This window comes from Pseudoalteromonas sp. R86517 (assembly GCF_042466295.1).
In the GTDB taxonomy this organism is placed as follows: domain Bacteria; phylum Pseudomonadota; class Gammaproteobacteria; order Enterobacterales; family Alteromonadaceae; genus Pseudoalteromonas; species Pseudoalteromonas atlantica.
In genome coordinates, this window is the sequence record NZ_JAXHCB010000003.1 from 552,368 (window position 1) to 567,247 (window position 14,880).

Here is a 14,880-nt window from a genome sequence, read left to right on the forward strand (position 1 = left end):
AACCTTTTTATTACGTTTAATCCCTAAAATGGCTTACTCACGGTTTACGTGAGGTCTAATGCCAGTGTAGAATGAAGGTGACCTTTATAAAAGGTTTTCTTTCTTAACTCTCACAGTTACAACTACAATTTGTTTTTTGGAGAAAGACCCGTGCAAGAATACGTTCTCTGGTATCAAGAGCTTGGTATGCAAGATGTTCCTCGTGTTGGCGGCAAGAATGCCTCACTGGGTGAAATGATTTCAAACCTCGCTAACGCAGGTGTACAGGTTCCGGGTGGTTTTGCCACTACAGCCGACGCTTTCAATGAGTTTTTAGAGCAATCTGGACTCAATGCAAAAATTCACGACATTTTAGATACACTTGATGTTGATGATGTAAATACACTCGCTAAAGTCGGTGCCGATATCCGTCAATGGATTATCGATACCCCATTCCAACCTAACCTAGACCAAGCCATTCGCGACGCATACAGCCAACTTCATGGCGATACATCAGCCGATGTATCATTTGCAGTACGCTCATCAGCCACCGCTGAAGATATGCCAGATGCATCATTCGCAGGCCAACAAGAAACCTTCCTTAACGTTCGTGGTATCGACTCAGTAATGGTCGCTATTAAACACGTATTTGCTTCTTTATTTAACGACCGCGCCATATCGTACCGTGTTCACCAAGGTTACGATCATCGTGGTGTTGCGCTATCTGCTGGTATTCAGCGCATGGTACGTTCAGATAAATCAGCATCAGGTGTTATGTTTAGTATTGATACAGAGTCAGGTTTTGAAGACGTTGTATTTGTTACTTCAAGCTACGGTTTAGGTGAAATGGTTGTACAGGGCGCAGTAAACCCTGATGAATTTTATGTTCATAAACCAACATTACAAAAAGGGTTGCCATCAGTAGTACGTCGTAATATTGGCTCAAAAGCCATTCAAATGATTTACTCAACAGATGAGGCACACGGCAAACAAGTAGAAATTGTTGACGTAGAGCCAAGCCTTTCAAACAAATTTTCAATTACAGATGAAGAAGTGCAAGAACTTGCAAAACAAGCTGTAATTATCGAAAAGCACTACGGTCGTCCTATGGACATCGAATGGGCAAAAGACGGAAACGATGGCAAATTGTACATAGTACAAGCGCGCCCAGAAACCGTTCGCTCAAACGAAGATGCCAATATTATGGAGCGTTTTCAATTAAATGGCACAAGCAATGTAATTGCTGAAGGCCGCGCAATTGGTCATAAAATTGGTAGTGGTGTTGTTCGTGTACTTGATTCAATTAAAGAAATGGACCAAGTACAAGAAGGCGACATTTTAGTTACCGACATGACCGACCCAGATTGGGAACCTATCATGAAGCGCGCCGCGGCTATTGTTACAAACCGTGGTGGGCGTACGTGTCACGCAGCAATTATTGCCCGTGAACTTGGTATTCCTGCGGTAGTTGGCTGTGGTAACGCAACCGATTTAATTAAAGCAGGCCAAGAAGTAACGGTATCATGTGCTGAAGGCGATACAGGTTACATCTACGAAGGTATTTTAGATTTTGAAATACTAACGTCGCGCGTTGATAAAATGCCAGAACTACCAATGAAAGTGATGATGAACGTAGGTAATCCAGACCGCGCGTTTGACTTTGCACGTTTACCACATGCAGGTGTTGGCCTTGCCCGTGTTGAATTTGTAATAAACCGCATGATTGGTGTTCACCCTAAAGCGCTATTAAATTTTGATGCACAATCACCTGCGTTACAAGCTGAAATTACCGACATTATTGCCGGATACGAATCGCCGGTAGAGTTTTATATCTCTAAATTAGTAGAAGGTATTTCAACGCTAGGCTGTGCCTTTGCACCAGAGCGTGTAATTGTTCGTATGTCTGATTTTAAATCAAACGAATATGCAAACTTAGTAGGTGGTGAGCAGTACGAACCTGAAGAAGAAAACCCAATGATTGGTTTTCGTGGTGCTGCACGTTATATCTCTGAAGACTTCCGTGATTGTTTTGCCCTTGAGTGTGAAGCAATTAAACGCGTAAGAAACACCATGGGTATGACCAACATTGAAATCATGATCCCATTCGTACGTACCCTTGAAGAAGGTAAACGTGTTATCGAATTACTAGAAGAGCATGGCCTTAAACGTGGTGAAAATGGTCTAAAAGTTATCATGATGTGCGAGCTTCCTTCAAATGCATTACTTGCCGATGAATTTTTAGAGATGTTCGATGGTTTTTCTATCGGCTCTAACGATTTAACTCAGCTAACACTTGGCCTTGACCGTGACTCAGGCCTAATCGCACATCTATTTGATGAGCGTAATCCTGCGATTAAAAAGCTACTTTCTATGGCAATTAAAACAGCTAAAGAAAAGGGCAAGTATGTAGGTATTTGTGGTCAAGGTCCTTCAGATCATGAAGACTTTGCAGCATGGTTAGTAGAGCAGGGCATTGATTCTGTTTCACTAAATCCAGATACAGTACTAGAAACATGGTTATACCTAGCAGACAAACTTGCTAAATAATCATCAGTACCCGTAACAAATAAAAATGCCAGCTATTATGCTGGCATTTTTGTATGTGGCATAATTTAGCGTGCTAATTTTTTATCTAAATAATTACACGATTTAGTTAAGGCTTTTTGGCATAGTTTTAAATAATGCCTCGCTTTTGGGTAATAAAACGAAAAGCACAGTAACCCCGCCATAAAAAATATTAGTGACGGGCCTGGCACTACAGCAAAAAATAGCCCCAGCAAAATAAACAACACACCTATGATCTGTAATAGTAATTTTTTCATATAAAGCTCTACACTGTGGTTTAACTTGATTATAAATACAGAACCTCAAAATACGATAAAAAGAGTGTTACAAACTGTAAAATCTTCAATTTCTATTAGCCATCACCATGATATAATTACACAAATGCCTTAAATTATCGCCGTCATGATAGCAACAATTACACAGCAAGATGCAGCGACCGAGCTTGTCGCAAACTACTTAAGTACACTTAAAAATCAGGGGTTTAGTGGAGACACCGATGCAAGCTATGCAACGCGTTTAACCGCCTCTACAGATAACAGTATTTATCAGCAAATCCCACAAGGTGTTATTTTTCCTAAAACCGAAAAAGACATTCAACTGGCATTGCAAACAGCATCTCGCGACCCATTTTTGTCGCTTACTTTTGGCCCACGTGGTGGTGGTACAGGTACTAATGGGCAATCACTCACACCTGGAATAGTGGTTGATTTGTCGCGCTACATGCGCGAAATACTCGAAATTAATGTTGAGGAAGGTTGGGTTAGAGTACAAACAGGTGTAATTAAAGATCAATTAAACGACTTTTTAAAACCGTACGGCTTTTTCTTCTCACCCGACTTATCAACCAGTAACCGAGCAACCATTGGCGGAATGATCAGTACTGATGCATCAGGTCAAGGTTCATTAGTGTACGGTAAAACCAGCGACCATGTTTTAGGACTTACTACCTATTTAGTCGATGGCAGCCCAATGGTGACATCACCAATAGACATAGAAAAAGCTAAAGTAATAGCCGAGCAAGAATCATTAATCGGTAGCCTTTACAAAACAGTATTGGAAATTTCTTTAAATGAGCGCCAAGCTATTTTAGAAAAATTTCCACGCTTAAATCGCTTTTTAACAGGCTACGACCTAGAGCATGTGCTAAGTGATGACTTACAAACTTTTGATATGAGTAGGCTAATTACCGGATCAGAAGGCTCGCTTGGTATAGTTACTGAAGCTAAATTAAACCTAACTCCCATAGCCGAATTTAAAACACTGATAAATATTAAATACGACAGTTTTGATTCGGCACTTCGCCACTCTCCCTTTTTAGTTGATGCGCGTGCAACATCGGTAGAAACAGTCGATAGCAAAGTATTAAACCTGGCTCGCGAAGATATTATTTGGCATTCAGTATCGGACTTAATAACCGATGTACCAAATAAAGATATGCAAGGACTCAACATGGTTGAGTTTAATGCAGTATCACCTGAAGATATAAAAGACAAAGTAAACACACTTTGCACATTATTAGATGAATGCGTAGCAAATCAAACCAATGGTGTTATTGGCTATCAATTAACTAGCAGTAAAAGTGACATTTTAAAAATTTATGCAATGCGTAAAAAATCTGTCGGATTACTCGGTAATGTTAAAGGCAGCCAAAAGCCATTGGCCTTTGCTGAGGATACCGCCGTACCTCCAGAAAACTTAGCCGACTACATTGTAGAATTTAGAGCATTACTCGATAGCCATAATTTACAATACGGTATGTTCGGCCATGTTGATGCGGGTGTTTTACATGTACGCCCGGCGCTAGATATGTGCGACCCAGAACAAGAAAAACTGCTTCGAAAAATTTCAGACGAAGTTGTAAAACTCACCGCTAAATACGGCGGCTTAATGTGGGGCGAACATGGTAAAGGTTACCGAAGTGAATACGGCCCTGAGTTTTTTGGCGAGCATTTATTTAAACAACTACGTATAATAAAAACAGCGTTCGACCCTAATAATAGAATAAACCCTGGTAAAATATGTACCCCCATAGAAAGTGAGGACTCACTAGTTAGTGTAGATGGGCAAAAACGTTCGTACTTCGATAAGCAAATTTCTATCGATGTAAAAACAAGTTTTAACAATGCGATGACCTGTAATGGTAACGGGATTTGTTTTAACTACGACGAAAATTCTCCCATGTGTCCTTCATATAAAGTAACCGGCGATCGCAGGCATTCGCCAAAAGGCCGCGCAACATTAATGCGAGAATGGTTACGACTTCAAGAGTCTAAAAATGTAGATTTACTCGAAGTAGAAAAAGAGCTTAACAAAGGCGAAGTTATTACCTGGTGGGAGCGTTTTGTTCATAGCCGTGAAAAAAACAAAGGTGTTTACGATTTTTCTCACGAAGTAAAAGAGTCAATGGATGAATGTTTAGCGTGTAAAGCGTGTACAACATCTTGCCCAATAAAAGTCGATGTACCTACTTTTAGAGCACGCTTTTTAAATTATTATCACAGTTACTACGCGCGCCCACTTAAAGATTATTTAGTCGCAAACATTGAAAGTTCAGCGCCTGTAATGTCTAAATTTGCACGCGTGATCAACCCAATTGTTAAAACAAACTTAGTAAGTAGTTTAATTAAAAAAACAGTAGGGTATGTAGATACCCCCCAATTAAGTGTGCCTTCACTTGAAAAACGTGTCGCAAAAGCACATAAATTTAATTTTGAGTTATTAAATTCACTTTCAAGTGATGAACAAAATGACTATGTGCTAATAGTGCAAGATCCGTTTACCAGCTTTTACGAAGCCGAGTTAGTGCAAAGTTTTATAACACTTATCACCGCGCTGGGTAAAAAGCCGATGCTATTACCGTTTAAACCTAATGGTAAAGCCCAACACGTAAAAGGTTTTTTGCATGAGTTTAAAGTAACGGCAAAAAATGGCGCAGATTTTTTAAATAAACTCGCTGATATTAATTCGCCTTTGGTTGGTTTAGATGCATCGTTAGTTATGTGTTATCGCGATGAATACAAAACCATTTTAGAAAATAATCGCGGCGAATTTCATGTACAACTTGCCCATGAATGGTTACAAACTCAATCGTTTAAATCTCTATCGGCTAAACAAAAAACTGATACTGAATTTACATTACTGAGCCACTGTACAGAAACAACCGCTTTACCAAAAGCGGCAAGTGTATGGAAAACAATTTTTACTGATATTGGTTTAACCCTAAATACAACCAATACCGGGTGTTGTGGCATGGCCGGTACTTATGGCCATGAAGCACAAAACCAAGAAAATTCCCGTGCACTGTACGAAATGAGTTGGAAACCAATAGTAGATAAAAATAATCCAGAGCAACTTTTATCTACCGGTTTTTCGTGTCGCAGCCAAGTAAAACGTTTTGAGCAATTTAAACCAAAGCACCCAATAGAGTTGCTCGCTCAGGTACTTAGCTAGTAAAAGTTAAAAATAAAAAAGGCGTAACTTAAAAATAAGTTACCCCTTTTTTATTAATACCAATTCGCTTAGTTAAGTGATTTATTTTAAAGCTAAAAAACGTGTTGATAGCAAAGCAATAAATTCGCTAATTTTTATAAGCGCTATTTAGATTTTTTAACGAAGCTATCTGCAATTGGCTTTGTACTTATACCATGTATAAACACGCTAAATAAAATAGTGGTCATTGCAATAGTGGCTATATCGTATTTATTTTCTATTTGCGTGTCTATTACCATTAAAGTAAAAACAATAGATGCCAAACCGCGTGGCCCAAACCATGCAAAAGTAAAACGTTCCTTCCAATTAAGTTCTGTAAATTGTAACGATAACATAACCGGAATTATTCTAATTAATGTAGTGCTTAATAAGGCATACACAATTATATTTGTATTTAATTTGGGGATTACTAAATACGCACAAACAAATCCAAATAAACACCAAATCATTAACGATGTAAAATCAGCAATGTGCTCTGAATCCTCTATTAGCTCAGCGCGAATGTCAGTTTTAGAAAATTTATCAAATAACAAACCCGCAATAAACACCGCTATAAAACCGCTGCCATGAAAATATTGTGTGATAGAAAACACCGCCATCGCAAAACCTAAAAGTAAAAATGGGCTGGTGCTTTTTGCAAAGTAATGGCGCTGCATTGCAAAATTTAATGCCGGAATAAATATCGCTATAGAAAAACCAGCAATCAATAATGCTAAGCCAAGCTCTCTTGAAAACACACCTAATGTATGTGAAGCAGTAATTGCAGAGTCAGGGTTTTTAGCTAATAAAATAAAAATTAAAAATACGGGTACACATAAGCCATCGTTTAATCCGCTTTCGGTATTTATACCTTCCCTGATTTTTTCTGGCACTTGTGTACTTTGCAATAACCCTTTACTTAAAGCCGCATCGGTTGGTGTAAGTATAATTGCCAGCAGTGCCGATTGAATTATCGACAACTCAGCAAATAAAAATAAGCTAACACCAATACCGCACAATAAAGTTAAGGGTAGGGCAACAAATAGTAATAGGCTAGGGTATTGAAAACTATGCCTCAATACACCTAACTTAGATTTAGCCGCATCAGAAAATAAAAATATACTTAGCGTTAGCTCTATCAGTGGTAATAAATAATCTATTCCTGTTTTTAATTTTTCGCCTTCATTAGGAAGTAAAAACGCCAAAAACATGCCGCCAATAACAAAAAACATAGGGCCTGTTATTTCTGTGCGCTCTAACTGCCTTATTGAAATTGAATAAACTAAAAATAAAAAACCAATAAATGCTATTACTAAGTATTCCATTAAATTTTCCTTTTAACGCCTGATTTTGCTCGCTCTTTAATATTTGTTTGAATGTAAATTTGATCAGTTGTCGCAATTTTTGAATGCCCTAAATCTTCCGACAAATGTTTTAGCGGGCGAGTTTGCGCATCATGTGTTGCACCCGTGTGGCGAAGCCAATGGGCAGTGGCCGCTTCAAGTTGTTCGGCATCATCTTTAAACCCGTCATCAAGTAAAGATTGCTGAGCTAAATCAAAACTTTGCTGCACTAAACGCCTAATTTGCCTAACGGTCATCCCACCTTGGCCACGAATTTTATGCACCAATGGCTCAGATTCATCAACGCGAGGTAGGGCGGGTAACCCTCTGTATAATCGGTAACGTTTTAAATACTCAACAAAATCATCACTTAACGTAACATCTCGCAGCTTATTACCTTTGCCCATAATACGTAAAAACCAAAAGCCGTCATTATCTTGCCAAAAGTGTGACATAACTGGCGACCACTGCGGGCGCTCTGATAATTCTGATATACGTAAATATAGCCCTTTTAAACACGCGAGCGTAAATAGGTTACGTTCAAGCTCTGGCTTTTTTTCACATAAATCGCGTGTTACGCCAAATACATATTCCCATTGTATGTCACTTAAGGTGTCTGGGATCTGAATTTGAGATTGAACTACCAAATAGGGGCTATTTTTTTTCACTACAGGCACAAAGTTAGCAAACGTTTTTTCTTCTAAAATAGAAAACTTATAAAATACATTTAGCGCGGTAAACATAGCCGCTAATGTTTGCTGGCTCGCAATTGATTCTTTTAATATAAAAGGGCGCCAATTTTGATTTAATCGACGAATACCTTGTTCATCTTTGTAACGCCATTGCACCGAAGTTGATGCCCATTTTTTATCTGGCTCAGCCATAAAATCAACATACGCTTCAATGTCTTCGCGCTTTAAACTAAATACAGATTTTTCGGCAATTAGCCAAGACCACAAATAAAATCGTTCAAGCTCATTACGAAAACGATTAAATGTTGCCTCAGATTTTCGGCCGTACACATATAAAAATTGGTATAAAAATTTAAGATCGTCCTTTGATTCAGTTACAGTCAAGCCAACTTGCTGTATAAAGGATGCAAGTTCTGGGTATTCTGAGTTTAGAGTACCGTCGTCAAGATGAGCAATTTGGTATCTTAATTGTTTTAACGTATCAACTAAAGCAACAAGCATAATGTATAAATATTCAATAAAATAATAGACTTACAGCTTAACGTTAAAGTCCGATACTGTCTAGTATTGGACATAGTGAAAGTGTATTTATTTATACATAGTTGTGTATTGGTATAAATCTTATTAAGGAAAGTTTTATGAAAAAATTTATAGTGTTAGGCCTACTTACAATAAGTGTATTACTAACAGGTTGTGCTACTACAGGTAGTGCTTCACCTAGCGAAAAACGCGCTTTAGTACAAAGCATGAAAAACAATACCCTCGACAAATTATACGCACAAAAACCCGACGTTAAAAAACAAATTGCCAATTCTGCTGGTTACGCCGTATTTGATAACGCTAACGTAAATGTCGTTTTAGCTAGTTTTGGTGGCGGGTACGGTGTAGTAAAAAATAACTTAACGGGTAAATCAACCTACATGAATATGGGTGAAGCCGGTTTAGGGCTTGGTTTAGGCGTTAAAGATTTTAACGTTGTTATGGTTTTTCATAACCAAGCGGCAGTAAATAGATTTATTGAACACGGTTGGGCCTTTGGCGGAAACGCAGATGCAGCAGCAAAATACGAAGATAAAGGTGGAGCACTGGTTGCAGAAGCCATTGCCGACCAAGTTACCGTATATTCTTTAACCGAAAATGGCCTTGCACTTCAAGCAGTACTAAAAGGCACTAAATTTTGGGTAGATTCTGAGCTAAATTAACATCTAATTACTCTCCTAAAAGCGGGCTGGTTTGTATAATCACGCTCGCTTTCTTATAAACTAGTTAATTTAACATAACGTAATTTATAAGCTATGATTGATAAGTTGTAAATTCTTTTACAACCTTGTATATTTTTAATACTGTTAATTATTTAAAGGAATAAAAAGTGACTACTTTCAAAATATTGATGTTTTTCATATTTTTCACCCTATCCATAAGTAATGCGTTTGCAAATAGCTCAACATCTTCATATTTAAAAAATGAAATCAATGAAGCCCATAAAGCTTATTTGTTTAATGATACTGCCACCGGTTTATATGCATTAAACTCACTAGCTCGTTTATTAAAGTATATTGGCCCAGATGAACTTTCAATTGAAGGAACAAACTTAAACCTTGCTTTAACTTACTTCCGAATTGGACTATTACATGAAAAAAATGGTGATGAACTACTTAAAGATAAATATTTTTCACAAGCAATAGTTTTAGTTCCAAATTCAGAGGAAATTCTAACTAATGACTTTCGCTCTCTAGTTAATAAACTTGATAAAAATTTTAGTGAATAAAATTTTTTATAGGTAAGAATTAGTCGATACTAAAAATTTTTTCATAGAAATGAAACCGTGAAATTTTATTTCACCAAATCGTTATATAAATAATAAAGCTAGTTATTTAGGTATTAATAATTAGCTTTTTTAATTAAAAATTACACCATATCTTATGACGCTTATCTATATTAGTGGAGCAATACATTAGCAATGAAATTAAGCTCAAACTATTTTTTTGAAAATGATTATTTTATAAAATTTTATTTATGAGATTGGATTTATTTCCCTATCGAATCTGCCTTTACTTTCAAATACTCCTAACTTATTGTTATTTCTAAGGAATACATTTATTTAATCATTAATCTCTTATCAAATGCCTCAGCCAACTTTTCAGTTTCACTAAAAACAGTATTCCAATATTTAATACGTGTGTCTGCATCAAGATCGGTAAAGTCATTTCTGTCTGGAATTTTTCCGTAAGGTAAGCCGGCTATAAATTCTTTTGATGGGGAGATCATCACCACGTTATCGTAATTTTGTGGTGCTACTTTACGTTTTAAATTTTTATCAAACCACCCTGCTTTTGGCTCGCTATTAAAATGGGGATATAAAATTAAGCCTGGGTTATTAATTTTTAAATCAAAGTGGTAGTCAATTATTCCGCCATCGCGATAAATACCGGGTGGCGAGCCTGCAATATTTTTTATGCCTTGCATAACAAGTGGTATAGAGCCTGATGCAAGTAAGGCATCTTTTAAATTTGTTTGGCTAAGTGGTATGTTTTGCGTTTTAAAATTATAACTGTCGGTTATAGATAAATTGCTGTTTGGCGCGCCAAAAATAAATCTCTCGTACTGCGAGCCTAATAATTTTCGGTTAACCCGATTAAGCATGTAACTTTTTGATAAACCTAAAAGTTGAATTAATTTATTTTCACTGGCTATAAACCCATTCGATTTAGCCACTATAAAATGCGCTTTAAAAATAGGATTATTTAAAATTTCGGTTACGCCGTGCTCCCCAAATACATCATCTAATAATGCGCGGGCTTTTAGTGTAATTTCAGCAGGTGTTGGTTTATTACTAGAATAGCGCGTTTGCGAATACGATTTTGCTAAACGCTCGATGGCAGCAACGGGGTCGTTTTGTGCAAAACAGGCTGACCGAAATGCGCCAGCAGATGAACCAATTAAGTTGAGTGGTTGAGTTCGGTTTTTAAAAAATTCACCAAAAATATATTTGTCTAAGCCAAATAATGTAAACCATTTAGGCCCGCCACTTGCCCCTAAAAAAGAGGTAAATAATTCCGGTTTAAAGCCCTGCTCGTTAATAATTTTTGCTGCTGTTTTACCTGCGTGAATGTCGATCATTAAATCAATTTACCTTGTTATTCTTATATTTTAGTGCTGTTCACATAACCCCAAATTGAATAATTATGCAAAATTAAAAAGCGATTTTATGTTGCCATAAAACCGCTTTTTATCGTTAAAATTGCTTAAAATACGAGAATCAATCCCAAATGCCGCTTTCGCATTTCCCCTGTACTTTAACGTCTTTTACTTTAAATTCGGGCTCTATGCCTTTTTCTCTTTGTGTGTTGTAGTCGCGATTAACAGACAAAATAGTCGGCGTGAGCAATATAATAGCGATAACGTTAACCACTGTCATTAACCCTAATGCTATATCGGCTAAATCCCAGACTTCTTTTAGAGATGCCGATGCGCCCCACAGCATCATTGATAAATAAAGTAATGTATAAATTGTGCGCCCTACTTTGTTATCGAGCTTAAATAAATGCAGGTTACTTTCGGCATAAGCATAGTTGGCCACTACCGAGGTAAAAGCAAATAAGGTTATGGCTGCTGCAACAAAATACACACCGCCTTGTGCTAAATGTGCGGTCATGGCGCTTTGGGTTAAACGTATGCCTTCCATTTCGCCGCTTATATCTACATCGGCCAATAAAATAACTACCGCGGTACAGCTACAAAGTACAATTGTATCGAAAAACACGCCAAGCATTTGTATATACCCTTGTGTAACTGGGTGATTAGGCATTGGGCTAGCGCTTGCTGCAGCATGCGGCACACTACCTGCGCCGGCTTCGTTAGAATATAATCCGCGTTGTATACCGTTTTTAATGGCAGCGCCCATTGCTCCTGCGCCGGCTTCTTGTAAACCAAACGCTGATAAAAACACATCTTTAAGCATGGCAGGCACTTGCGGTAAATTCATAATCGTAATAATAACCGCCGCGGCTACAAATAATATGCCCATTAATGGCACTACTCGCTCGGCAAAGCGGGCGATAGCTTTAAAGCCACCTAATATAATTGAGCCTGCTAATACGGTAATAACTAATCCAGAATAAAAGGTAGGTACTTGAAAAGCATAGTTAAGGGCGTCGGTTATGGTATTGGTTTGCATAGCACTAAAGGTAAAGCCATAACCTAAAAATAAACACGCGGCAAACACAATAGCAAAGGCACGGCTGCCCAAACCTTGTTGAATATAATAGGCGGGGCCGCCTCTAAATTCGCCACTACTATCGCGTACTTTATACACTTGCCCTAATACACTTTCGGCAAAGCCGGTTGCCATGCCTAGTATGGCTATAACCCACATCCAAAATATGGCGCCGCTTCCGCCTAGTGAAATTGCAACAGCGACCCCGGCTAAATTACCTGTACCTACACGGGCACACAGGCCTGTACACAATGCTTGAAATGATGAAATGTCGTCTTTTTTACACTTACTACTGCCTTTTAACAGGCTAAACATGTGTTTAAATTTTACTATTTGAATTGCTTTTAAACGTACCGAAAACCAAATACCTGCAAACAGTAGTATGTAGATTAGTATTTGGCCTTCTCCCCATAATAGGCCATTTACACTTTTTACTACGGTATCGAACATGGGCTAATCCTTTTGTATTTATTATGTTTTTACTCAGCGCGTAGTTGAGTAATTGGCATTTAATAATGCATGTTAGCCATAGATTAAGGCAGCTAAGCTGCCTTAGGATGTTGACTTAGTGGTAGGTTATTTACTTTGCAGGTGTATGCCAGCAATCATGCATCTAACCGAACCTCCCGCCGACTCTATGGTTGGTATAGGTAACGGAACAAGTTTAGCTGTTTTTTGTATTGCTGCTTTTTGCTCGGTTGTAAGTGCATTAAACGCCGTTTGTGAGAGTGCTAAAATACGACCATTTGTACCTTGTAACTCTATTGCGTTGCCGCAAAAGCTACTTATTTGCTCATTAGATAAGTTTATTACTTCTAAATGGCTTTGTATAAAATGGCTAGTTAATTGTTTGTGCTGACTATTTGGCACCATATTTAAGCTGATCATGGCAAACTCTGTGGCTACACACATTAATACATTAGTATGATAAACCGCAGTGCCTTGCTCATCGTAGGCGTTAAATACAACAGGTTTTAGCTTTAATTGCTCGCACACTGTATTAACCACGGTTTTAGTAGTGCGCTTAGATTCTACTGCATAAGCAAGCTTATGGGGGTGGTCAATAACAAGCGATCCTGTGCCTTCTAAAAATGCATTTTCTTTCGCTAAAAATGAATAATCAGTCACAGACAACACTTTATAGTGATTAGTCAAAAAATCAATAATATCTTTTCGATATTCTAACCTTCTGTTTTCTGCGTACATTGGGTACATAACTAGCTCGCCACTTTGATGGGTAGAAAACCAATTATTTGGAAACACAGAGTCGGGCGTGTGTGTATGTTCGTCTTCAAAAAGATGAACCGTTACGCCCTCGTTTTGTAATAATTTAACCGCATTAGTGACTTCGTCAAAGGCAAGCTGGCTCTGGTTTTGTGAGTTACAGGTACTTTGAAACGTGTTGTCTAACATGGTTTGTGGATTAGATGTAAAGTGATGCGGGCGCACCATCACCACCGCTGTTGGGGCTTGCTTTATGTGGCTCATGCGACTTGCTCTTGCTTAGGTGTTTTTGATGTTTGTGTACTATTAAGTACCGAAAATAAATTACGTGGATCAGCTTGTTGTGTAATTAAATCAAGTAGTTCAAACTCACCCGCAGCCACCAGCGCGTCTTTAATATACACCAGTGCGGTAAAGTCTTCGCTTGCAAAGCCTACCCCATCAAAAATAGTAAGCTCGTTGTTACTTGTACGCCCAGGTGTTTGTTTATTAATTACTTTATGAAACTCTGTTACGGCAAAGGTATCGCTCATTTGCTGTATTTCGCCCTCTATTCTGGTTTGCGGTTCGTACTCTACAAATACATTTGCGCGCTTTAATAATTGTGAATCAAGCTCTGTTTTACCAGGGCAATCGCCACCAATGGCATTTAAATGCACGCCCTGGGGGATCATATCGCTGGTTAAAATAGTGGCATTTTTTTTATCGGCTGTGCAGGTGGTAATAATGTGCGCGCCTTGTACGGCATCTTCTGCGCTATTGCATAGAGTTACATTTAAGCCGTAGCCACTTAAGTTGTTGTAGGCTTTTTGTGAGGCGTTTTTATCAATATCGTATAAACGAATGTGAGTAATGCCTAATACAGCTTTAAAAGCTAACGCCTGAAACTCAGACTGTGCACCATTACCAATTAATGTAAGTGTTGTTGAGTGCTTAGGCGCTAAATACTTTGCCACAAGCGCCGATGTAGCCGCTGTGCGTAAGGCTGTTAGTAAGCACATTTCGCTGATCATAACCGGATAGCCGCTATCAACATCCGACAAAATACCAAACGCGGCCACGGTTTGAAGTTCCTTAAAGGTGTTTTTTGGATGACCATTTACATATTTACAGCTAAACATTTTACCGTCGCTTACGGGCATAAGCTCTATTACGCCATCTGGAGAGTGCGCCGCATAACGTGGTGATTTATCAAATTCTTCCCAGCGAGCAAAGTCGTGTTCTAATCTTTGAGTAAGCTCAAGCAATACGTTTTCTATTCCGACTTTATTTATAAGTTTGGCCATTGCCTGTACGCTAACAAATGGAACACCTTGTTTAGGTTGTGCGATAAAATGACTCATAAATACCTCTTTAATGACTAAATAAATTAATTGAAATAAGTTTATAGGCC

11 protein-coding genes are annotated in these 14,880 nt (G+C 38.2%); 4 read left to right on the plus strand and 7 right to left on the minus strand.

The window, feature by feature from the left end; all coding sequences use genetic code 11:
* Positions 1–150: 150 nt before the first annotated feature.
* Positions 151–2,526, plus strand: coding sequence for a phosphoenolpyruvate synthase (ppsA, locus tag SJY38_RS19180; RefSeq protein WP_054981983.1), 2,376 nt, complete (start codon positions 151–153; stop codon positions 2,524–2,526).
* Positions 2,527–2,591: 65 nt separating this feature from the next.
* On the opposite strand, the gene SJY38_RS19185 is transcribed toward ppsA, so the two are convergent.
* The gene (locus tag SJY38_RS19185; RefSeq protein ID WP_154945509.1) at positions 2,592–2,801 is read right to left on the minus strand and encodes a PGPGW domain-containing protein; all 210 of its coding nucleotides are present in this window, start codon (positions 2,799–2,801) and stop codon (positions 2,592–2,594) included.
* A 145-nt stretch (positions 2,802–2,946) separates the two neighbouring features.
* Here SJY38_RS19185 and SJY38_RS19190 point away from each other — a divergent pair, with 145 nt between their 5' ends.
* Positions 2,947–5,994 carry an FAD-binding and (Fe-S)-binding domain-containing protein gene (locus SJY38_RS19190; protein WP_377110616.1) on the plus strand — a complete coding sequence of 1,016 codons (3,048 nt, stop codon included), beginning with the start codon at positions 2,947–2,949 and terminating at the stop codon, positions 5,992–5,994.
* A 143-nt stretch (positions 5,995–6,137) separates the two neighbouring features.
* Here SJY38_RS19190 and SJY38_RS19195 read toward each other — a convergent pair whose 3' ends face one another.
* The gene (locus SJY38_RS19195) at positions 6,138–7,337 is read right to left on the minus strand and encodes a cation:proton antiporter (protein WP_377110617.1); all 1,200 of its coding nucleotides are present in this window, start codon (positions 7,335–7,337) and stop codon (positions 6,138–6,140) included.
* Positions 7,337–8,548, minus strand: coding sequence for a tyrosine-type recombinase/integrase (locus tag SJY38_RS19200; RefSeq protein WP_054981980.1), 1,212 nt, complete (start codon positions 8,546–8,548; stop codon positions 7,337–7,339). Before SJY38_RS19200 ends, SJY38_RS19195 begins: the two co-directional genes overlap by 1 nt.
* A 137-nt stretch (positions 8,549–8,685) precedes the next feature.
* On the opposite strand from SJY38_RS19200, the gene SJY38_RS19205 reads away from it, so the two are divergent.
* Together SJY38_RS19205 and SJY38_RS19210 are read left to right on the plus strand one after the other, a co-directional pair.
* A complete protein-coding gene (locus SJY38_RS19205) occupies positions 8,686–9,249 on the plus strand; it encodes a YSC84-related protein (protein WP_055019010.1) in 564 nt (187 codons plus the stop codon).
* A 167-nt stretch (positions 9,250–9,416) separates the two neighbouring features.
* Positions 9,417–9,815: a hypothetical protein gene (locus SJY38_RS19210; RefSeq protein WP_138684845.1), complete on the plus strand. Its 399-nt coding sequence runs from the start codon at positions 9,417–9,419 to the stop codon at positions 9,813–9,815.
* A gap of 329 nt (positions 9,816–10,144) precedes the next feature.
* Here SJY38_RS19210 and SJY38_RS19215 read toward each other — a convergent pair whose 3' ends face one another.
* From SJY38_RS19215 to SJY38_RS19230, 4 genes are all read right to left on the minus strand, one after another.
* Positions 10,145–11,167: a patatin-like phospholipase family protein gene (locus tag SJY38_RS19215; RefSeq protein ID WP_377110618.1), complete on the minus strand. Its 1,023-nt coding sequence runs from the start codon at positions 11,165–11,167 to the stop codon at positions 10,145–10,147.
* Positions 11,168–11,306: 139 nt separating this feature from the next.
* Positions 11,307–12,713 carry a sodium:alanine symporter family protein gene (locus SJY38_RS19220; protein ID WP_004586317.1) on the minus strand — a complete coding sequence of 469 codons (1,407 nt, stop codon included), beginning with the start codon at positions 12,711–12,713 and terminating at the stop codon, positions 11,307–11,309.
* Positions 12,714–12,839: 126 nt separating this feature from the next.
* Entirely contained in the window at positions 12,840–13,751 is a 912-nt protein-coding gene (gene ctlX / locus SJY38_RS19225; protein ID WP_004586318.1) for a citrulline utilization hydrolase CtlX, read from the minus strand.
* Positions 13,748–14,830 carry an ornithine cyclodeaminase gene (locus SJY38_RS19230; protein WP_286741501.1) on the minus strand — a complete coding sequence of 361 codons (1,083 nt, stop codon included), beginning with the start codon at positions 14,828–14,830 and terminating at the stop codon, positions 13,748–13,750. Before SJY38_RS19230 ends, ctlX begins: the two co-directional genes overlap by 4 nt.
* Positions 14,831–14,880 lie beyond the last annotated feature (50 nt).

What these genes read in the sequence shown, in the direction of transcription:
- SJY38_RS19230 (WP_286741501.1), bottom strand. Translation starts at nt 14,830, where the DNA reads ATGAGTCATTTTATCGCACAACCTAAACAAGGTGTTCCATTTGTTAGC.
- SJY38_RS19195 (WP_377110617.1), bottom strand. Translation starts at nt 7,337, where the DNA reads ATGGAATACTTAGTAATAGCATTTATTGGTTTTTTATTTTTAGTTTAT.
- SJY38_RS19220 (WP_004586317.1), bottom strand. Translation starts at nt 12,713, where the DNA reads ATGTTCGATACCGTAGTAAAAAGTGTAAATGGCCTATTATGGGGAGAA.
- SJY38_RS19200 (WP_054981980.1), bottom strand. Translation starts at nt 8,548, where the DNA reads ATGCTTGTTGCTTTAGTTGATACGTTAAAACAATTAAGATACCAAATT.
- SJY38_RS19190 (WP_377110616.1), top strand. Translation starts at nt 2,947, where the DNA reads ATGATAGCAACAATTACACAGCAAGATGCAGCGACCGAGCTTGTCGCA.
- SJY38_RS19185 (WP_154945509.1), bottom strand. Translation starts at nt 2,801, where the DNA reads ATGAAAAAATTACTATTACAGATCATAGGTGTGTTGTTTATTTTGCTG.
- SJY38_RS19215 (WP_377110618.1), bottom strand. Translation starts at nt 11,167, where the DNA reads ATGATCGACATTCACGCAGGTAAAACAGCAGCAAAAATTATTAACGAG.
- ctlX (WP_004586318.1), bottom strand. Translation starts at nt 13,751, where the DNA reads ATGAGCCACATAAAGCAAGCCCCAACAGCGGTGGTGATGGTGCGCCCG.
- SJY38_RS19205 (WP_055019010.1), top strand. Translation starts at nt 8,686, where the DNA reads ATGAAAAAATTTATAGTGTTAGGCCTACTTACAATAAGTGTATTACTA.